At 59.9% G+C, this 19068-nt stretch carries 20 protein-coding genes; 17 read left to right on the top strand and 3 right to left on the bottom strand.

Annotation, left to right across the window (positions count from 1 at the left end; genetic code table 11):
- Positions 1–36 precede the first annotated feature (36 nt).
- The 7 genes from AACY25_RS05935 to AACY25_RS05905 all read left to right on the top strand — a co-directional run bounded on the left by AACY25_RS05935 (position 37) and on the right by AACY25_RS05905 (position 6555).
- A complete protein-coding gene (locus AACY25_RS05935) occupies positions 37–2499 on the top strand; it encodes a Lon protease family protein (protein ID WP_339523111.1) in 2463 nt (820 codons plus the stop codon).
- A gap of 198 nt (positions 2500–2697) precedes the next feature.
- Complete coding sequence (locus tag AACY25_RS05930; RefSeq protein ID WP_339523109.1) at positions 2698–3039, top strand: PA4575 family protein; 342 nt, start codon at positions 2698–2700, stop codon at positions 3037–3039.
- Between the two features lie 202 nt (positions 3040–3241).
- Positions 3242–3739 carry a TIGR00645 family protein gene (locus AACY25_RS05925; RefSeq protein ID WP_304866230.1) on the top strand — a complete coding sequence of 166 codons (498 nt, stop codon included), beginning with the start codon at positions 3242–3244 and terminating at the stop codon, positions 3737–3739.
- Between the two features lie 141 nt (positions 3740–3880).
- Positions 3881–4186 carry a DUF6482 family protein gene (locus AACY25_RS05920; RefSeq protein WP_339523100.1) on the top strand — a complete coding sequence of 102 codons (306 nt, stop codon included), beginning with the start codon at positions 3881–3883 and terminating at the stop codon, positions 4184–4186.
- An 11-nt stretch (positions 4187–4197) separates the two neighbouring features.
- Positions 4198–5733, top strand: coding sequence for a cryptochrome/photolyase family protein (locus tag AACY25_RS05915; protein WP_339523098.1), 1536 nt, complete (start codon positions 4198–4200; stop codon positions 5731–5733).
- Positions 5730–5876 carry a DUF2256 domain-containing protein gene (locus tag AACY25_RS05910; RefSeq protein ID WP_339523096.1) on the top strand — a complete coding sequence of 49 codons (147 nt, stop codon included), beginning with the start codon at positions 5730–5732 and terminating at the stop codon, positions 5874–5876. Before AACY25_RS05915 ends, AACY25_RS05910 begins: the two co-directional genes overlap by 4 nt.
- A 61-nt stretch (positions 5877–5937) precedes the next feature.
- The gene (locus AACY25_RS05905; RefSeq protein WP_275960653.1) at positions 5938–6555 is read left to right on the top strand and encodes an FKBP-type peptidyl-prolyl cis-trans isomerase; all 618 of its coding nucleotides are present in this window, start codon (positions 5938–5940) and stop codon (positions 6553–6555) included.
- Positions 6556–6658: 103 nt separating this feature from the next.
- Here AACY25_RS05905 and AACY25_RS05900 read toward each other — a convergent pair whose 3' ends face one another.
- Complete coding sequence (locus tag AACY25_RS05900) at positions 6659–6886, bottom strand: PA4570 family protein (protein WP_339523094.1); 228 nt, start codon at positions 6884–6886, stop codon at positions 6659–6661.
- A gap of 156 nt (positions 6887–7042) precedes the next feature.
- Positions 7043–8011, bottom strand: a complete 969-nt coding sequence (locus tag AACY25_RS05895) for a polyprenyl synthetase family protein (protein WP_339523093.1) — start codon at positions 8009–8011, stop codon at positions 7043–7045.
- Positions 8012–8257: 246 nt separating this feature from the next.
- Between AACY25_RS05895 and rplU the strand changes: the two genes are divergently transcribed.
- The 5 genes from rplU to AACY25_RS05870 all read left to right on the top strand — a co-directional run bounded on the left by rplU (position 8258) and on the right by AACY25_RS05870 (position 12062).
- Complete coding sequence (gene rplU, locus AACY25_RS05890; RefSeq protein WP_339414415.1) at positions 8258–8569, top strand: 50S ribosomal protein L21; 312 nt, start codon at positions 8258–8260, stop codon at positions 8567–8569.
- 39 nt (positions 8570–8608) lie between these two features.
- Positions 8609–8866: a 50S ribosomal protein L27 gene (rpmA, locus tag AACY25_RS05885; protein ID WP_003176049.1), complete on the top strand. Its 258-nt coding sequence runs from the start codon at positions 8609–8611 to the stop codon at positions 8864–8866.
- Positions 8867–9034: 168 nt separating this feature from the next.
- Positions 9035–10258, top strand: coding sequence for an Obg family GTPase CgtA (gene cgtA / locus AACY25_RS05880; protein ID WP_339523092.1), 1224 nt, complete (start codon positions 9035–9037; stop codon positions 10256–10258).
- A 68-nt stretch (positions 10259–10326) separates the two neighbouring features.
- The gene (gene proB, locus AACY25_RS05875) at positions 10327–11445 is read left to right on the top strand and encodes a glutamate 5-kinase (protein ID WP_339523091.1); all 1119 of its coding nucleotides are present in this window, start codon (positions 10327–10329) and stop codon (positions 11443–11445) included.
- 152 nt (positions 11446–11597) lie between these two features.
- Positions 11598–12062: a CreA family protein gene (locus AACY25_RS05870; protein WP_339523090.1), complete on the top strand. Its 465-nt coding sequence runs from the start codon at positions 11598–11600 to the stop codon at positions 12060–12062.
- Positions 12063–12173: 111 nt separating this feature from the next.
- Here AACY25_RS05870 and rpsT read toward each other — a convergent pair whose 3' ends face one another.
- Positions 12174–12452: a 30S ribosomal protein S20 gene (gene rpsT, locus AACY25_RS05865; RefSeq protein ID WP_136663161.1), complete on the bottom strand. Its 279-nt coding sequence runs from the start codon at positions 12450–12452 to the stop codon at positions 12174–12176.
- A gap of 177 nt (positions 12453–12629) precedes the next feature.
- Between rpsT and murJ the strand changes: the two genes are divergently transcribed.
- The 5 genes from murJ to fkpB all read left to right on the top strand — a co-directional run bounded on the left by murJ (position 12630) and on the right by fkpB (position 19003).
- Positions 12630–14174, top strand: a complete 1545-nt coding sequence (murJ, locus tag AACY25_RS05860; protein ID WP_339523089.1) for a murein biosynthesis integral membrane protein MurJ — start codon at positions 12630–12632, stop codon at positions 14172–14174.
- 76 nt (positions 14175–14250) lie between these two features.
- A complete protein-coding gene (ribF, locus tag AACY25_RS05855; RefSeq protein ID WP_339523087.1) occupies positions 14251–15177 on the top strand; it encodes a bifunctional riboflavin kinase/FAD synthetase in 927 nt (308 codons plus the stop codon).
- A gap of 47 nt (positions 15178–15224) precedes the next feature.
- Positions 15225–18056 (top strand): isoleucine--tRNA ligase, encoded by a 2832-nt coding sequence (gene ileS, locus AACY25_RS05850; RefSeq protein ID WP_339523085.1) that lies wholly within the window; start codon positions 15225–15227, stop codon positions 18054–18056.
- Positions 18049–18573 (top strand): signal peptidase II, encoded by a 525-nt coding sequence (gene lspA / locus AACY25_RS05845; protein WP_339523083.1) that lies wholly within the window; start codon positions 18049–18051, stop codon positions 18571–18573. The genes ileS and lspA overlap by 8 nt, the downstream gene beginning before the upstream one ends.
- On the top strand, positions 18566–19003 hold the full coding sequence (gene fkpB, locus AACY25_RS05840; RefSeq protein WP_339523081.1) for an FKBP-type peptidyl-prolyl cis-trans isomerase: 438 nt from the start codon (positions 18566–18568) through the stop codon (positions 19001–19003). The genes lspA and fkpB overlap by 8 nt, the downstream gene beginning before the upstream one ends.
- Positions 19004–19068: the final 65 nt, after the last annotated feature.

Genomic DNA, 19068 nt, shown 5'->3' with positions numbered 1-19068 from the left:
CATGATTTCCACCAGGCCCCCGTCCAAGGATTTCCAATGCCAGACTCCGTCGCAGCCCATTTGCGGTTGGCACCTGAAGCACTTACCCGTCCGTTTTCTCCTGAGCAGTTCAACTTCACCAATACCGAAGACCTGGAACCCTTCCGTGGTGTATTGGGTCAGGAGCGCGCCGTCGAGGCGTTGCAGTTCGGCGTGGCCATGCCGCGCCCTGGGTATAACGTATTTGTCATGGGCGAGCCCGGCACCGGCCGCTTTTCTTTCGTCAAACGCTACCTCAAGGCTGAAGCCAAGCGCCTGGAGACCCCGGCTGACCGGCTGTACGTCAACCATTTTGATGAGCCGCGCGAGCCGCGTGCGCTGGAGCTGCCGTCTGGCACTGCTGGCGAGTTTCTTGCTGACATCAACGGCCTGATCGACAATCTGCTGGCGACCTTCCCGGCGGTGTTCGAGCACCCCTCGTTCCAGCAGAAGAAGAACGCCATCGACCGCGCCTTCAACAAGCGCTACGACCAGGCGTTGGATGTGATCGAGCGCCTGTCGTTGGAAAAAAGCGTGGCGCTGTACCGCGACAGCAGCAATATCGCCTTCACGCCGATGCTTGATGGTAAGGCGTTGGATGAAGCTGAGTTCGCCCAGTTGCCAGAAGCCGAGCGCGAGCGCTTCCATGCCGATATTGCCAACCTGGAAGAGCGCCTCAATGAGGAACTGGCCAGCCTGCCACAGTGGAAGCGTGAGTCGAGCAACCTGCTGCGCCAGCTTAATGAAGAAACCATAACCGTTGCCTTGCAGCCGCTGCTCGCACCACTGTCGCAGAAATACGCGGAAAACGCCGAGGTCTGCGCCTATTTGCAAGCGATGCAGATCAACCTGCTAAAGACCGTGGTTGATCAGCTGGTCGAAGTGGAGCGTATTGACGCCCAAACCCGCAAGTTGCTTGAAGAACAGTACTGCCCGAGCCTGGTGGTCGGCCATCACGCCCAGGGCGGTGCGCCCGTGGTGTTCGAGCCGCACCCGACCTACGACAACCTGTTCGGGCGCATCGAATACAACACCGACCAAGGCGCGCTCTACACCAGCTACCGTCAGCTGCGTCCCGGTGCGCTGCATCGCGCCAACGGCGGCTTCCTGGTTCTTGAAGCGGAGAAGATGCTTGGCGAGCCGTTTGTCTGGGATGCGCTCAAGCGCGCCCTGCAATCGCGCCAGTTGAAGATGGAGTCGCCGTTGGGCGATCTCGGGCGCATCGCCACCGTGACCCTCAATCCTCAGGTCATCCCGTTGCAGCTCAAGATGTTGATCATTGGCTCGCGCCAGCTGTATTACGCGTTGCAGGACCACGATCCGGACTTCCAGGAAATGTTCCGCGTGCTGGTCGACTTTGATGAGGACATCCCGCTTGCCGATGACAGTCTGGAGCAGTTCGCCCAGCTAATGAAAACCCGCACCTCGGAAGAGGGCATGGCGCCGTTGACCGCGGCTGCCGTGGCGCGCGTGGCGACCTATAGCGCGCGACTGGCTGAGCACCAGGGGCGTTTGTCGGCGCGTATTGGTGATCTGTTCCAGCTGATCAGCGAAGCCGACTTTATCCGTAGTCTGGCCGGGGACGAGGTGACCGACGCCGGGCATATCGAGCGTGCGCTAAAGGCCAAGGCCACTCGCACCGGCCGCGTCTCGGCGCGGATCATCGACGACATGCTGGCCGGGATCATCTTGATCGACACCGCCGGTGCCGCGGTGGGCAAGTGCAACGGCCTGACCGTGCTGGAAGTCGGCGACTCTGCCTTCGGCGTGCCGGCGCGGATTTCCGCCACGGTCTATCCGGGCGGCAGCGGCATCGTCGACATCGAGCGTGAGGTCAACCTTGGCCAGCCGATTCACTCCAAGGGCGTGATGATCCTCACCGGTTATCTCGGTAGCCGCTATGCCCAGGAGTTCCCTCTTGAAATCTCCGCGAGCATCGCCTTGGAGCAGTCCTACGGCTATGTCGACGGTGACAGCGCCTCGCTCGGTGAGGTCTGCACATTGATCTCGGCCTTGTCGCGCACCCCGCTCAAGCAGTGTTTCGCCATTACCGGCTCGATCAACCAGTTCGGCGAGGTGCAGGCGGTTGGCGGGGTCAACGAGAAGATCGAAGGCTTCTTCCGTCTGTGTGAGGCCCGCGGCCTGACCGGCGAGCAGGGTGCGATCATCCCGCACTCCAACGTCACCACCCTGATGCTCGACGAGCGCGTGCTGCAGGCGGTACGGGCCGGGCAGTTTCATATCTATGCGGTGCGTCAGGTCGATGAGGCGTTGAGCCTGCTGGTCGGCACGGATGCCGGTTCGCCCAATGAACAGGGGCAATTCCCGGCGGGCAGCGTCAACGCACGGGTGGTTGAGCGCCTGCGCGATATCGCTGCCATGGGGATGGAAGAGGACGACAAGGAAGAGCCGAAGAAGGAAGAACCGGCTGCTGCGGTCAAGGAGAAGAAGCCGCGGACGAAAAAGCCCGCTGCTGAATGACCGACCGGCTGCGACAATTCGCCCGGTGGCTGGTCAGTCACTGAGCGAATTGCGCCGCCGGCCCGTGCGACTGGCTCGGGCCGGCTTTTCCTCACTTCATCCACACAGTTATCCACAGCAAGCGGGGATAACTGTTGGCTTCCCACTGGCGGTTGCTCGGGTGTAGGCTGAAGGCCTGCTCCTGAGAGGGTCGTCGCCATGTCGCGCAGCCTCAATCTCACTCGCCACTGTCTGGGCCTGGATACTCGTATCGAATGCGTGGTGTTGCCGCTGGCCGGCAACAATGGCCTCTGGACACTGATCTGCGCCGCCGGCATGGCCGGTGCGCAGCCTTCTACGATCAAGGCGCAGGGCCCATTTCACGGGGCTTTTGCTGCCGAAAGTATCCTCACGGATATCGCTGAAAACCTGCGCGGTATGGGCTACGAGCAATCTACCGATGTGCCCATCTGGCGGCTGCATATCCAGGCCGAGCTGCGTCGTTTGAATGGCGAACGCGGTCATCACCTGGGTGATTACCAGTTTCAGCCGGAAACCTGAGCGGGCGTTTGTCGAGTATTTGACCAGGTGCACCCAACCCTGCAGACGACTGGCTTGCAGCCATTGATCCTGAGCCTGCCCACAAGGTTATCCACAGTTGTCGGGGATAACCTGCACGGTCATCGATTGCCACACTCCAGGGTTGTCTGAGCGAGGGCGCTGGGTATACTCGCCGGCAGTCTTGAACCCTGAGTGAGCCCTTATGGAACGCTTTATCGAAAATGCCATGTATGCCTCGCGCTGGCTGTTGGCGCCTATCTACTTTGGCCTCTCGCTGGGTCTGCTGGCACTGGCGCTGAAGTTCTTTCAGGAAGTCTTCCACATTCTGCCCAACGTCTTCGGTATGGCCGAGGCGGATCTGATTCTGGTGATCCTCTCGCTGATTGATATGGCGCTGGTCGGCGGCCTGTTGGTGATGGTGATGATTTCCGGTTACGAGAACTTCGTTTCCCAGCTGGATATCAAAGAGGGTACCGAGAAGCTCAGTTGGCTGGGCAAGATGGACTCCAGTTCGCTGAAGATGAAAGTGGCGGCCTCCATCGTGGCGATCTCCTCGATCCATCTACTCAAAGTGTTTATGAATGCGCAGAACATCCCCGACAGCAAGTTGATGTGGTACGTGATCATTCACATGGCCTTCGTCCTCTCGGCCTTCGCCATGGGTTATCTGGATAAGCTGACCAAGTACGAATCGAGCTGATCCTTCACTAATGCGTCCTCGCCGCCCGGCCGTTGCAAAACGGACGGGCGGTTTGCGTTGTGCCTTGTGCTTTTCTGTTGTTGTACAAAAATTGTATTTGTATAGATTTTTGTATAGCTTTGCTTGCCCGAGGATATCGCCATGAATCTGCAAGACTTGTCGCTACACGCCCATGCCGGGCATATCGACGCACTCAACCTGATCTCCATCGAAGGTGGCATCTACCTGCTGGAGGCGCACATGGATGGCTGTGCCCACCCGCTTACTGATGGTCATGGCAAGACCCTGCACCTGCGCTCGGTCGAGCATGCCCGCGACCTGCTGCACGACCTGCCGCGCGTGCCGTTTCATCTGGTGCATGCGGTGGTGCATGACGAGATGTGCGGCATGCAGGACGGCACCCAGGACACCTTGCGCGTGCCGATTTCCTTCAACTCTTCCTGGTAACGACCCCATCTATGGCTATTCGCCGGCTTGCCCTGGTACTGGGTGATCAGCTGTCTTTCGATCTGCCCAGCTTGCAGGCCATGGATCCGCAGCGCGATGCCGTGCTGCTGGCTGAGGTGGCGGCGGAAACCGACTATGTGCCGCACCATCCGCAGAAGATCGCCCTGATCTTCAGTGCCATGCGCCACTTTGCCGAGGCCCTGGGCGAGCGTGGCTGGCGCGTGCATTACGTCAAGCTGGACGATGCGCAGAACAGCGGCTCGCTGCCGGGTGAGTTGCAGCGCTGGGCTACGCAGGTGCAGGCGGCTGAGGTGCATCTCACCGAATGTGGTGAGTGGCGCCTGGAGGATGAGTTGAAGCGCAGTGGCCTGCCGATCACTTGGCATGCAGACAGTCGCTTTATCTGCGCTCGTGACGAATTCGCGCGCTGGGCCGAAGGGCGTAAGCAGCTGCGTATGGAGTTCTTCTATCGCGAAATGCGCCGCAAGACTGGCTTATTGATCAATGGCGACGGCACTCCGGTGGGCGGGGCGTGGAACTTCGATGTGGAAAACCGCAAGGCGCTGCCCAAACAGATCAAGGCGCCGATGACCGCGCGTTTCCCGGCGGACGCCATTACCCGGGACGTGCTGAAGCAGGTGGCCGAGCGTTTCAGTCACCATTACGGCAGCCTGGGGTCTTTCGATTACCCGGTGACCCACGCCGAGGCCGAGGCGCTGTGGCAGCATTTTCTCGATTTCGCCTTACCGGCTTTTGGCGATTATCAGGACGCCATGGCCATTGGTGAGCCGTTTCTGTTTCATGCGCGGATCAGTGCGGCGCTGAATATCGGCCTGCTGGATGTGCGCCGTCTGTGTGCGGATGTCGAGGCGGCCTACTGGCGCGGCCAGGTGCCACTAAACGCCGCTGAGGGATTTATCCGCCAGTTGATTGGCTGGCGCGAATACGTGCGCGGCATCTACTGGATGAACATGCCCGAGTACGCCGAGCGCAATGCCTTCGGCAATACCCGGCCGCTACCTGAGTTTTACTGGACCGGCAAAACCCGCATGAAGTGCATGAGCCAGGCCATCGGCCAGACGCTGGAACATGCCTATGCCCACCATATCCAGCGGCTGATGGTCACCGGCAACTTCGCCCTGCTGGCCGGCATTGCGCCCAGCCAGGTCTGCGACTGGTATCTGGCGGTGTATATGGATGCCTTCGACTGGGTCGAGTTGCCCAACACCCTAGGTATGGTCATGCACGCCGATGGCGGGTATCTGGGCTCCAAGCCCTATTGCGCTAGTGGTCAGTACATCAAGCGGATGTCCAATTACTGCGGCGGCTGCGCCTACAAGGTCACCGAGAGCGTCGGTGAGCAGGCCTGTCCGTTTAATGCGCTGTATTGGCATTTCCTTATGCGCCACCGCCAGCAGCTGTCGGGTAACCATCGGCTGGGCATGATTTACCGCGGCTTGGACAAGATGAGCGAGGCCAAGCAGCAGGGCTTGTGGGCGCGCGGCGAGCAGCTGCTGGCGCGGCTGGATGCTGGCGAGGTGCTGTGAAAAAGGCCGAGCTGCCGGTCAAGACCTGCGCGGTCTGCGGGCTGCCCTTTACCTGGCGCAAGAAATGGGCGCGCTGCTGGGGTGAGGTGAAGTACTGCTCCGAGCGTTGTCGGCGCAATCGCCAGGGCGCGGCAGGCGGGTAGGGCGGGCAGGCGGTTTGTGCTAGGCTGGCCGACCTTTTTTAGCCTCCAGCGGAGCAGTGCTATGTCCGATATCAATCTCTCGACTGACGAAACCCGCGTCAGCTACGGCATCGGCCGTCAACTGGGTGGTCAGCTGCGCGACAACCCGCCGCCGGGTGCCAGCCTGGACGCCATCATCGCCGGTATCACTGATGCGTTCTCCGGCCAACCAAGCCGCGTCAGCGAAGCTGAACTGACCGCCAGCTTCAAAGTCATCCGCGACATCATGCAAGCCGAAGCAGCCGCCAAGGCCGAGGCCGCTGCCGGTGCTGGCCTGGCCTTCCTCGCCGAAAACGCCAAGCGCGACGGCATCACCGTATTGGCTTCCGGCCTGCAGTACGAAGTGCTGACCGCAGGCGAAGGCGCCAAGCCTTCCCGCGAAGACAGCGTGCGTACCCACTACCACGGCACCCTGATCGACGGCACTGTGTTCGACAGCTCCTACGATCGTGGCCAGCCAGCCGAGTTTCCGGTTGGCGGCGTAATCGCCGGCTGGACCGAAGCCCTGCAGCTGATGAATGCCGGCAGCAAATGGCGTTTGTATGTGCCGAGCGAGCTGGCTTACGGCGAACAAGGCGTTGGCAGCATCCCGCCGCACAGCGTGCTGGTGTTTGATGTGGAGCTGCTGGACGTTCTCTAACGTCTCAGGCGCTTTCCTTCGCGGGCATGGCCCGCTCCTACGAGGTTCCAGCAAGTCTGGTGTAGGAGCGGCGGGGACGCCTAGTCCATGCCCGCGATGCGTTTCAGGGGCGCAACGCCCGTGCGTAGCAATAAAGAAACAAATTACGCACCAACTCCTTAAGCACCAGCGGCTCGCTGGAGTTCAGCTCGTGCAGATCCAGATCGCCCTGGTCACGCAGCTCATCCAGGGCATCTTCCTTAATCAGGGCGCAGACTTCGCCGGTGTTGCGATTGAGAATGCGTAGATACGGCTGCGGGCGGTCCAGCCAGGCATCGATCAGATAGGTCATGACTCATCTCCCTTTCAAGTGGTTAGATGAGAATAATTCCTATTATATTTATAGCAAGGATTAATCGCTGCCTTTCGTCGCGTGGTGTGATTGCTGTGGATCGCAGGCAATAAAAAACCCGCCATATGGGCGGGCTTTTATTTGTCGCGGTAAGCCTTAGTGCGTGCGGGCTACGGCAAAGCGGCTGAGCTCGATCAGTGCGTCGCGATATTCGCTAGCGGGCAGCGCATCCAGGCAGGCAATGGCTCGGTCAGCATAATCGCGCGCTAGCTGGGCGGTGTAGTCCAGCGCGCCAGCGGCTTCCACAGCGTTGCGGATGCTTTCCAGATCCTCAATGCCGCCTTTCTGGATTGCCTGGCGTACCAGTAAGGCCTGCTCGGGCGTGCCTTCGCGCATGGTGTAGATCAGCGGCAGCGTCGGTTTGCCTTCGGCGAGGTCATCGCCGACGTTCTTGCCCAGGGTGGTGGCGTCGCCGCGGTAGTCGAGCAGGTCGTCGACCAGCTGGAAGGCCACGCCGAGGTGGTCGCCAAAGGTGCGCAGGGCTTCGGTCTGTTCGATGTTGGCGCCAGCCAGTGCGGCGGCGCTATGGGTCGAGGCCTCGAATAGCATGGCAGTCTTGCCGCGGATGACTTCCATATAGGTTTCTTCAGTGGTGCTGGCGTCACGGATCTTCGACAGCTGCAGCACTTCGCCTTCGGCGATCACCCGGGTGGCCTTGGACAGGATCTTCATCACCGGCATGGAGCCTAGTTCGACCATCATTTCGAAGGAGCGCGAATAAAGGAAGTCGCCGACCAGTACGCTGGGGGCATTGCCCCACTGGGCATTGGCGGTGCTGCGGCCGCGGCGCATGTCGGACATGTCGACCACGTCGTCGTGCAGCAGGGTGGCGGTGTGCAGAAATTCGATGGTGGCGGCCAGTAGGCGCAGATTGTCGCCTTCAATGCCCAGGGCCTTGCCGCTGAGCAGAACCAGCAGCGGGCGCAGGCGTTTGCCGCCAGCGGAGATAATATAGTCGCCGATCTTTTCGACCAGAGGGACTCGCGACACCAGTTGCGCGCGGATGATGCCGTCGACGGCGGTAAAGTCATCCGCCACCACGCGGTAGAAAGCCTGGGGTTGCATCGCTTGCACCTGCTACTCATGGGTTGCGCGGCATGCTAGGGGGCAGGGTAGGGGCTGTCAAGGCAAGCGCTTGGCGCACTTGCATGGTGTCGATTGCTTGCGTACAATCGCGCACCCTGAACTTCCCCCTGGGTATTTCCCTGCCTTACGCAATTGCAAGGGTGTCCTTGAAGGCCCCAAGCAGCCATGCCAGCCGACACTTATTCCTATAAAGCGCTGGGTGAGCAGGATTAACGGAGATTTACCATGTACGCAGTAATTGTTACTGGTGGCAAGCAATACAAAGTCACCGAAGGCGAATTCCTCAAGGTCGAAAAAATCGAGCTGGCCACTGGCGAAGCTGTGACTTTTGACCGTGTTCTGCTGATCGGCAATGGCGACGACGTTCAAATCGGCGCTCCGGTTGTTGAAGGTGCCAAAGTTGTTGCTGAAGTGATCGCTCAAGGCCGTCACGACAAGGTCACCATCATCAAGTTCCGTCGTCGTAAGCACCACATGAAGCGCCAGGGCCACCGTCAGTGGTACACCGAGATCAAAATCACCGGTATTCAGGCTTAATTCGTTTAGCGCTGATCCCTTTATAGGAGTATTGAACTCATGGCACACAAAAAAGCTGGCGGTAGTACCCGCAACGGTCGCGACTCAGAAGCCAAACGCCTTGGCGTGAAGATGTATGGCGGCCAGAAAATCATTCCTGGCAACATCATCGTGCGTCAGCGCGGCACCCAGTTCCACGCCGGTTACGGCGTAGGCATGGGTAAAGATCACACCCTCTTCGCGAAAATCGAAGGCGTGATCAAGTTTGAAGTAAAAGGCGCGTTCAACCGCCGTTACGTGAGCGTCGTTGCGGCTTAATAGCGCGACTGCTGGGAAAGCCCCGTCCATGCGACGGGGCTTTTTTGTTTCTTAGGGTTCTTGCCAAACTGTCCTGGGTGTTAGCGTTCGATTTGAATGCAGGTCAATTTTGCAAGAACCTAGTGTTTCTCGGTTTAGATGACCCGCGTGATTGCGGGAGGCGTAAAAATGAAATTCGTCGATGAAGTATCGATTTTTGTAAAAGCCGGCGACGGTGGTAACGGCATGATGGCTTTTCGTCGTGAAAAGTTTATCGAAAAGGGCGGCCCTAACGGTGGTGATGGCGGCGACGGTGGCTCGGTTTATATCGAGGCCCAGGAGAACCTCAACACCCTGGTGGACTATCGCTATACCCGTCGCTTCCAGGCGCAGAATGGTGAGAAAGGTGGCAGTACCGACTGTACCGGCGCCAAGGGCGAGGACCTGATCCTGCCGGTGCCAATCGGTACCACGGTGATCGATGCCGGTACCCAGGAAGTGATTGGTGACCTGACCCGTGCCGGTCAGCGTTTGCTGGTGGCGCAGGGCGGTTGGCACGGTCTGGGCAACACTCGCTTCAAGTCCAGCACCAACCGTGCTCCGCGGCAGACTACGCCAGGCAAGCCAGGCGATGCGCGCGACCTTAAGCTGGAGTTGAAGGTGTTGGCCGATGTCGGTCTGCTTGGCTTGCCGAATGCCGGCAAGAGCACCTTTATCCGCTCGGTGTCGGCCGCCAAGCCGAAAGTCGCCGACTATCCCTTCACCACCCTGGTGCCAAACCTGGGTGTGGTCAGTGTTGATCGTTACAAGAGCTTTGTGATTGCCGATATTCCGGGGCTGATCGAGGGTGCTTCTCACGGTGCTGGCCTGGGTATTCGCTTCCTCAAGCATTTGTCGCGTACCCGTCTGTTGCTGCACCTGGTTGATATGGCGCCGCTGGATCTGACCGATCCGGCTGAGTCGGCCGCCACCATCATTGATGAGCTGACCAAGTTCAGCCCGTCGCTGGCCGAGCGCGAGCGCTGGCTGGTGCTGAACAAGGCTGACCAGATCCTCGATGAGGAGCAGGAGGCGCGTATCGCCGAGATCGTTGCGCGGATCGAGTGGGCTGGGCCGGTTTATGTGATTTCTGCCCTGGCGCGCCAGGGTACCGAGAAGCTCTGTTATGACATCATGGACTTCCTTGAGGCGCGCGCTGAGCGCATTCAGGAAAACCCAGAGTACGCAGCCGAGCTGGCCGAGTTGGATACGCGCATCGAAGACGAAGCGCGCGCTCAGCTGCAGGCACTGGACGACAAGCGTGCGCTGCGTCGTTCCGGGGTCAAGGCGGTCGGTGATATCGATGAAGACGACAGCTTCTGGGATGAAGAAGACGAAGATGATGGCCCGGAAATTATTTACGTCCGGGATTAAGCAACTACAAAACGCCGCTTAATTGCGGCGTTTTTGTAATCACAGGTCGCCGCTAAGGTTGGAAGATCATGCGTGACAAGGTAACCGGTGCGCAGCGCTGGGTGGTGAAGATTGGCAGTGCGCTGTTGACCGCCGATGGGCGTGGTCTGGATCGTGCGGCCATGGCCGTGTGGGTTAGGCAGATGGTCGCGCTGCGCGAGCAGGGCGTTGAGTTGGTGCTGGTGTCTTCTGGCGCGGTGGCGGCGGGCATGAGCAAGCTAGGCTGGGTTGCGCGACCGAGTGCCATGCATGAGTTGCAGGCAGCCGCAGCGATCGGCCAGATGGTGCTGATTCAGGCGTGGGAGTCGAGCTTTGCCGAGCATGGCCGGCGCACGGCGCAGATTCTGCTGACCCACGACGACCTATCTGATCGCAAGCGCTACCTGAACGCGCGCAGTACGCTGCGCACGCTGGTGGATCTGGATGTGGTGCCGGTGATCAACGAGAACGACACGGTGGTGACCGATGAGATCCGCTTTGGTGATAACGACACCCTGGCGGCGCTGGTGGCCAATCTGGTCGAGGCCGACCTGCTGGTGATCCTCACCGATCGCGACGGCATGTATAACGCCGACCCGCGGCATAACCCTGGTGCTGAGCTGATCTATGAGGCGCGCGCCGATGATCCCGCGCTGGATGCAGTTGCTGGCGGTGTGGGTGGTGCGCTGGGGCGTGGTGGTATGCAGACCAAGCTGCGTGCGGCGCGCCTGGCTGCGCGTTCCGGTGCGCATACGGTGATTGTCGGTGGGGCGATCGAGCAGGTGCTGGCGCGGCTCAAGACGGGCGAGCGCTTGGGTACGCTGCTGGCGCCTGAGCGCGGCATGCTGGCGGCGCGCAAGCAGTGGTTGGCCGGGCATCTACAGACCCGCGGCACCCTGGTGCTGGATGACGGCGCGGTCAAGGCGTTGGCAACCGGCACCAAGAGTTTGCTGCCGGTTGGCGTGAAAGCCGTGCAGGGCAGCTTTCGCCGCGGCGAGATGGTGGTGTGCGTCAGTGCGGATGGTCGCGAGATTGCTCGTGGGTTGGCCAACTACAGTGCGCTTGAGGCGCAAAAAATCATCGGCCAGTCGTCGGATGCCATCGAGAGGCTGCTGGGTTATGTTGATGAGCCCGAGTTGGTGCATCGGGATAATTTAATCCTGATTTGAAAACCTACACAAAGCCTGCTGCGCGTCGGCCCTGCTGCGTTAAAAACAGGCTCAGAATGCTCATGTACAAAAGTACACTCCGCTTCCTCGCTTGTTTTTGCCTTGCATGGCTCTAGCTCGCGAGGCTTTGAATGGGTTTTGAGGGAAGGCTGATGCGAGTGGTAAAGGGATTGTTGGGTGTGCTGGTGTTGCTGCCTGTGTTGGCGGTTGCCGAGCAGATCGGTGAAGTGTCGACGGTATTCAAGCTGATGGGACCGAACGACAAGATCGTGGTCGAGGCCTTCGATGACCCTAAAGTCGAGGGTGTGACCTGTTATCTTTCGCGGGCCAAGACCGGCGGCGTCAAGGGCGGCCTGGGTTTGGCTGAGGATCGGGCTGAGGCCTCGATTGCCTGTCGCCAGGTTGGGCCGGTCAGCTTTGTAGGCAAGCTCAAGGAGGGCGAAGAGGTCTTTCGTGAGCGCACCTCGCTGGTATTCAAGACCATGCAGGTGGTGCGATTCTTCGATCAGAAGCGCAATACCCTGGTTTATCTGGTCTACAGCGATCGGGTAATCGAGGGTAGTCCGCAGAATGCGGTGACAGCCATTCCGATTCTGCCCTGGCCACAAAAGCCCTAAACAAAAAGCCCGAAGCGATTCGGGCTTTTTGTTGATGGTCATTTTGCGGGCAATAAAAAAACCGGCGATTAAGCCGGCTTTTTTAAGAACAGTCAGCTTGTCGCTAACAGCTTAGGCAGCTGCAGCTTCGCCCAGGGCCTTGATGTGGCCATTCAGGCGGCTCTTATGACGAGCGGCTTTGTTCTTGTGGATGATGCCTTTATCGGCCATGCGGTCGATAACTGGCACAGCCAAGGTGTAAGCAGTGGTGGCAAGAGCTACGTCTTTGGCTTCGATAGCCTTGACGACGTTCTTGATGTAGGTACGGACCATCGAGCGCTGGCTGGCGTTATGGCTACGACGCTTCTCAGCCTGTTTTGCGCGTTTTTTGGCAGAAGGTGTATTGGCCACCGTCAAGCTCCTCGAAAAAATTCTGGGGGTTACAAACAAATAAGGCCGCGAATCATGCCGATATGAGGGAGTGCTGTCAAGCCTGATGGCTTTTCCCTGTGCTGGCCTGACCAGTGGCAGACCGCTACACTCGTCGCTTTTGCGCGCCAGTGCTTGTTTGCGGAGCCGGGATACTACATGAATTTGCTCAAGTCGTTGGCCGCCGTTAGTTCCATGACCATGCTTTCGCGTGTATTGGGCTTTGTGCGTGACACCATTATCGCTCGCATCTTTGGTGCTGGCGTGGCTTCGGACGCCTTTGTGGTGGCGTTCAAACTGCCCAATCTGCTGCGCCGGATTTTTGCCGAAGGCGCGTTTTCCCAGGCCTTTGTGCCGATTCTGGCCGAATATAAAACCCAGCAGGGTGATGAAGCTGCGCGCACGTTTCTGGCTTACGTCATCGGCCTGCTGACCCTGGTGCTGGCGCTGGTGACCTTTATCGGGATTCTTGCTGCGCCGTGGATTGTTTGGGCGTCTGCTCCTGGTTTTGCCGATGAGGCGGAGCGTTTTGAGCTGACCACCGATCTGTTGCGGATAACCTTTCCTTATATCTTGCTGATCTCCCTGTCCTCGCTGGCGGGGGCGGTGCTCAATACCTGGAACCGGTTCTCGGTGCCGGCCTTTGTGCCGACGCTGCTGAACGTCAGCATGATCGTCTTTGCCCTGTTTCTGACGCCCTATTTCGACCCGCCGATCATGGCGCTGGGCTGGGCGGTACTGGTGGGCGGCTTGGCGCAGCTGCTGTTTCAGCTGCCGCACCTGCACAAGATCGGCATGCTTGTGCTGCCGCGCCTAAACCTCAAAGACACTGGCGTCTGGCGTGTGGTCAAGCAGATGGGGCCGGCGATCTTTGGGGTGTCGGTCAGCCAGATTTCGCTGATCATCAATACGATCTTTGCGTCCTTTCTAATCGCAGGTTCGGTGTCCTGGATGTATTACGCCGACCGCCTGATGGAGCTGCCGGCCGGTGTGCTCGGCGTGGCGCTGGGGACCATTCTGCTGCCGGCTTTGTCGAAAACCCATTCCGGCGCCAACCGCGAGGACTACTCCAAGTTGCTCGACTGGGGCTTGCGTCTGTGTCTGGTGTTAGCGCTGCCCAGTGCGGTGGCGCTGGCGGTTATCTCCGAGCCGCTGATCGCTTCACTGTTTCAGTATGGCAAGTTCACTGCCGACGACACCTTGATGACCCAGCGAGCTTTGGTTGCTTACTCGCTCGGCTTGGTCGGGATTATTCTGGTGAAAATTCTTGCTCCAGCCTTCTACGCCCAACAGAACATCAAGACACCGGTGCGTATCGGGCTGGTGACGCTACTGGCGACCCAGGCGATGAATGTGCTGTTTATCTTCGTGATTCCCCTGGCCCATGCCGGCTTGGCGCTGGCTATTGGTCTGGCTGCCTGTCTGAATGCCGGGCTGTTGTACTGGCAGCTACGCAAGCGCGACATGTTCCAGCCGCAGCCGGGTTGGGCGCTGTTTTTCGGTAAATTACTGCTGGCTCTGCTGGCGATGGTGGCGGTGCTGCTGCTAACCATGCAGCAGTTGCCGGCCTGGGCGGATGGGACCATGCTCTGGCGTTTGCTGCGTCTGGGTGGGCTGGTTGGCGTGGGCATGCTGACCTACTTGGCCGTACTGGCGCTGCTGGGTTTTCGTTTGCGGGACTTTGCGCGGCGCAGCTCAGTCTGACTGAGGCTGATTTGTTGCCTGTTGTCCGTTGCTCGGTGTGCGTATAATCGGCCACTTTATGAGCAAGAAGCGCGTTATGCAGCTGGTTCGAGGCCTACACAATTTGCGGCCCCAGCATCGGGGCTGTGTCGCCACTATCGGTAATTTCGACGGCGTCCATCGTGGTCATCAGGCCATTTTGGCGCGTTTGCGTGAGCGCTCCGCCGAGCTCGGGGTGCCCAGCTGCGTATTGATTTTCGAGCCGCAGCCGCGCGAGTTTTTTGCTCCCGATACCGCACCGGCGCGCTTGGCGCGACTGCGCGACAAGCTGGCCTTGCTGGCGGCCGAGGGCGTTGATCGGGTGCTGTGCCTTAGCTTCAACCGCCGCCTGCGTGAGCTGAGCGCTGCTGAGTTCGTGCATCGCGTGCTGGTGGAAGGCCTGGGTGTGCAGCATCTGGAAGTGGGTGATGACTTCCGTTTCGGCTGCGACCGCGCTGGCGACTTTGCCTTCTTGGCCGAGGCCGGCGAGCGCGAAGGCTTCAGTGTTGAGGCCGCGACCACGGTCGAACTGGATGGCATCCGGGTCAGCAGTACGCGGGTGCGTGAAGCCCTTGATGCCGGTGACTTCGCCTTGGCGCAGCACTTGCTCGGGCGGCCCTTCCAGATTGCTGGGCGGGTGTTGCACGGGCAGAAACTGGGTCGCCAGCTGAATGCGCCGACCGCCAACGTGCAACTCAAGCGCAAGCGGGTACCGCTCAAGGGCGTGTACCTGGTTAGCACCGAGATCGACGGCCAGACTTGGCCGGGTGTGGCCAACATTGGTGTGCGCCCGAGCGTGGCAGGTGATGGCCGCGCTCATCTGGAAGTGCATTTGCTGGACTTTGCCGGTGATTTATATGGCCGGCGTTTGACGGTGGCTTTCCACCACAAGCTGCGCGATGAGCAGCGTTTCGCCTCCCTTGAGGCATTGAAGACGGCCATTGCTGCCGATATTGCTGCCGCCCGTGCCCATTGGCGCGTTTAAACCCCCGGTTTCAATGCTGGGTGCCAATCGCTTACGAAGAGCCTGAAATGACCGATTACAAAGCCACGCTTAATCTGCCTGACACCCAATTTCCGATGAAGGCCGGCCTGCCGCAGCGCGAGCCGCAGATTCTGCAGCGCTGGAACGAGATTGGCCTGTATCAGAAGCTGCGCGCGCAGGGCGAAGGCCGGCCGAAGTTTGTTCTGCACGATGGCCCGCCCTATGCCAACGGCAGCATTCACATCGGTCATGCGGTCAACAAGATCCTCAAGGACATCATCACCCGTTCCAAGACCCTGGCCGGCTTCGACGCCCCTTATGTGCCGGGTTGGGACTGTCATGGCCTACCAATTGAGCACAAGGTCGAGACCACATTCGGCAAGAATCAGCCGTCCGACCTGACCCGCGAGCGCTGCCGTACCTACGCAGGCGAGCAGATCGAAGGGCAGAAGGCCGACTTTATCCGCTTGGGCGTGCTCGGCGACTGGGACAACCCCTACAAGACCATGGCATTCGCCAACGAGGCCGGGGAGATTCGTGCTCTGGCCGAGATGGTCAAGCAGGGCTTCGTGTTCAAGGGCCTGAAGCCGGTCAATTGGTGCTTCGATTGCGGTTCGGCACTGGCTGAGGCTGAAGTTGAGTATCAGGACAAGAAGTCCGATGCCATCGACGTTGCCTTTGTGGTTGAAGATGCCGATAAGCTGGCCGCCGCGTTTGGCCTGGCCAGCTTGCCGAAACCGGCGTCCATCGTGATCTGGACCACCACGCCCTGGACCATTCCGGCCAACCAGGCGCTGAACGTCCACCCCGAATTTACCTACGCGTTGGTCGACACCGGCGAGCGCCTGCTGCTGCTGGCTGAAGAGCTGGTGCAAGGCTGCCTGGCCCGTTACGGCCTGCAGGGCGAAGTGATCGCCACCGCGCCAGGCGCCGCGCTGGAGCTGATCCGTTTCCGCCATCCGTTCTATGAGCGCTTCGCACCGGTTTACCTGGCCGAGTACGTCGAACTGGGCGCCGGTACTGGTGTGGTGCACTCGGCCCCAGCCTATGGCGAGGACGACTTCCGCTCCTGCAAAGGCTACGGCATGAGCAATGACGACATCCTCAGCCCGGTGCAGAGCAACGGCGTATATGTCAGCGAGCTGCCGTTCTTTGGCGGCCAGTTTATCTGGAAAGCCAATCCGGCCATCGTTGCCAAGCTGGAAGAAGTCGGCGCGTTGCTCAAGCACGAAGCTATCCAGCACAGCTATATGCATTGCTGGCGCCACAAAACCCCGCTGATCTACCGCGCCACCGCGCAGTGGTTCGTCGGCATGGACAAGCAACCCAACGAAGGCGACACCCTGCGTGAGCGCGCGCTAGCCGCCATTGAGCAGACCGCATTCGTTCCCGCCTGGGGCCAGGCGCGTCTGCACAGCATGATCGCCGGTCGTCCGGACTGGTGTATCTCGCGTCAGCGCAACTGGGGCGTGCCGATTCCGTTCTTCCTGCACAAGGCCACCGGCGAGCTGCACCCGCGCAGCGCCGAGCTGATGGAAGAGGTGGCCAAACGTGTCGAGCAGCAGGGCATCGAGGCTTGGTTCAAGCTGGACGCTGCCGAGCTGCTCGGTGACGAGGCGGCGGACTACGACAAGATCAGCGACACCCTGGACGTCTGGTTCGATTCCGGCACCACTCACTGGCACGTGCTGCGCGGCTCGCACAACCTGGGCCATGCCAGCGGCCCGCGTGCCGATCTCTATCTGGAAGGTTCCGACCAGCACCGCGGCTGGTTCCATTCCTCCCTGCTCACCGGGGCTGCCATCGATGGCCATGCACCGTACAAGGAGCTGCTGACCCACGGTTTCGTGGTCGATGAGAACGGCCGCAAGATGTCCAAGTCCCTGGGCAACGTGGTGGCCCCGCAGGAAGTCAACGACAGCCTGGGCGCCGATATCCTGCGTCTGTGGGTGTCGTCCACCGACTACTCCGGCGAGATGGCCGTATCCAAGGTGATCCTGCAGCGCAGCGCCGACTCCTATCGGCGCATTCGTAACACCGCGCGCTTCCTGCTCTCCAACCTCAGCGGCTTCGACCCGGCGCAGCATCTGCTGCCGGTCGACGAGATGCTGGCGTTGGATCGCTGGGCGGTGGATCGCGCTTTGCTGCTGCAACGCGAAATCGAGGAGGCCTACGACAGCTACCGCTTCTGGAACGTGTACCAGAAGGTGCACAACTTCTGCGTGCAGGAGCTGGGTGGCTTCTACCTCGACATCATCAAGGACCGTCAGTACACCACCGCCGCCGACAGCGTGGCGCGGCGTTCCTGTCAGACCGCGCTGTTCCATATCGCCGAAGCCCTGGTGCGCTGGATCGCTCCGGTGCTTTCGTTCACCGCCGATGAACTGTGGGAATACCTGCCGGGCGCGCGTAACGAGTCGGTGATGCTCAATGGCTGGTATCAGGGCCTGAGTCCACTGCCGGAAGGTTTCGAGCTGGACCGTGCGTTCTGGGAGCGGGTCATGGCGGTGAAGGTCGCGGTAAACAAGGAAATGGAAAACCTGCGCGCGGCCAAGGCCATTGGCGGCAACCTGCAGGCGGAAGTGACTCTGTACGCCGAAGACAGCCTGATCGCCGATCTGAACAAGCTGGGCAACGAACTGCGCTTTGTGCTGATCACCTCTACCGCCAGCCTGTCACCGCTTGCCAGCGCGCCAAGCGATGCCGTGGAAACGGAAGTCGCTGGCCTCAAGCTGAAAGTGCTGAAATCCGGCCACGCCAAGTGCGCGCGCTGCTGGCACCACCGCGAAGATGTCGGGGTAAACCCGGCGCATCCGGAAATCTGTGGTCGCTGCGTGGACAACATCGAAGGCGCGGGCGAGGTTCGTCACTATGCTTAGTAACGGCACGCCTAACGTCAGTCGTTTCGGGCGCTTGGCCTGGCTGTGGCTGAGCCTGTTGGTGTTTGTGGTCGATCAGGCGAGCAAGTTCTGGTTCGACAACAATCTGAGCATGTACCAGCAGATCGTGATCATCCCCGATTACTTCAGCTGGACTCTGGCCTACAACACCGGTGCGGCCTTCAGCCTCCTGGCCGATGCGGCGGGCTGGCAGCGCTGGTTCTTTGCCGCGATTGCCGTGGTGGTGAGCGGAGTGCTGGTGGTTTGGCTCAAGCGCCTCAAGCCTGGCGAAACCTGTCTGGCAGTAGCCCTAGCCTTGGTGCTCGGCGGCGCGCTGGGGAACCTGGTGGACCGCGTGGTGTTTGGCCATGTAGTCGACTTTATTCTGCTGCACTGGCATCAGCAGTGGTACTTCCCGGCTTTTAATGTGGCCGATATGGCCATTACCGGCGGTGCAATCCTGCTGGCGCTGGATATGTTCAAAAGCGAAAAGTCCGGAGAAAAAGCTCATGACTGACGTACGTATCGGTCCGGACAAGGAAGTGACCCTGCATTTCGCCCTCAAGCTGGACAACGGCGATGTGGTCGACAGCACCTTCGATAAAAAGCCCGCCACCTTCAAGGTCGGCGATGGCAACCTGCTGCCGGGCTTTGAACAGGCCATCTACGGGCTGAAAGCCGGCGATAAACGCAGCCTGTCGATCAGCCCGGAGCAAGGGTTTGGTCAAGGCAATCCACAGAATATCCAGGTTATGCCGCGCAGCCAGTTTCAGGATATGGACCTGTCTGAAGGCCTGTTGGTGATCTTCAATGATGCGGCCAATGCCGAGTTGCCCGGTGTGGTCAAAGCCTTTGACGACAGCCAGGTAACCATCGACTTCAACCACCCGCTCGCCGGCAAGGCGCTGAGCTTCGATGTGGAAATTATTGAGGTTAAAGCGCTCTGATCAGCGCAATAATTTTGTAGGGTGGGTTAGCCGCACAGGCGCAGCTTGAGTTTGCAGCATGTTGT

Origin of the sequence: Pseudomonas sp. EA_35y_Pfl2_R111 (genome assembly GCF_963970955.1) — a bacterium.
Classification (GTDB): Bacteria; Pseudomonadota; Gammaproteobacteria; order Pseudomonadales; family Pseudomonadaceae; genus Aquipseudomonas.
The sequence above is the reverse complement of the archived record's forward strand: the minus strand, read 5'-3'. Positions and strand labels throughout refer to the sequence as shown.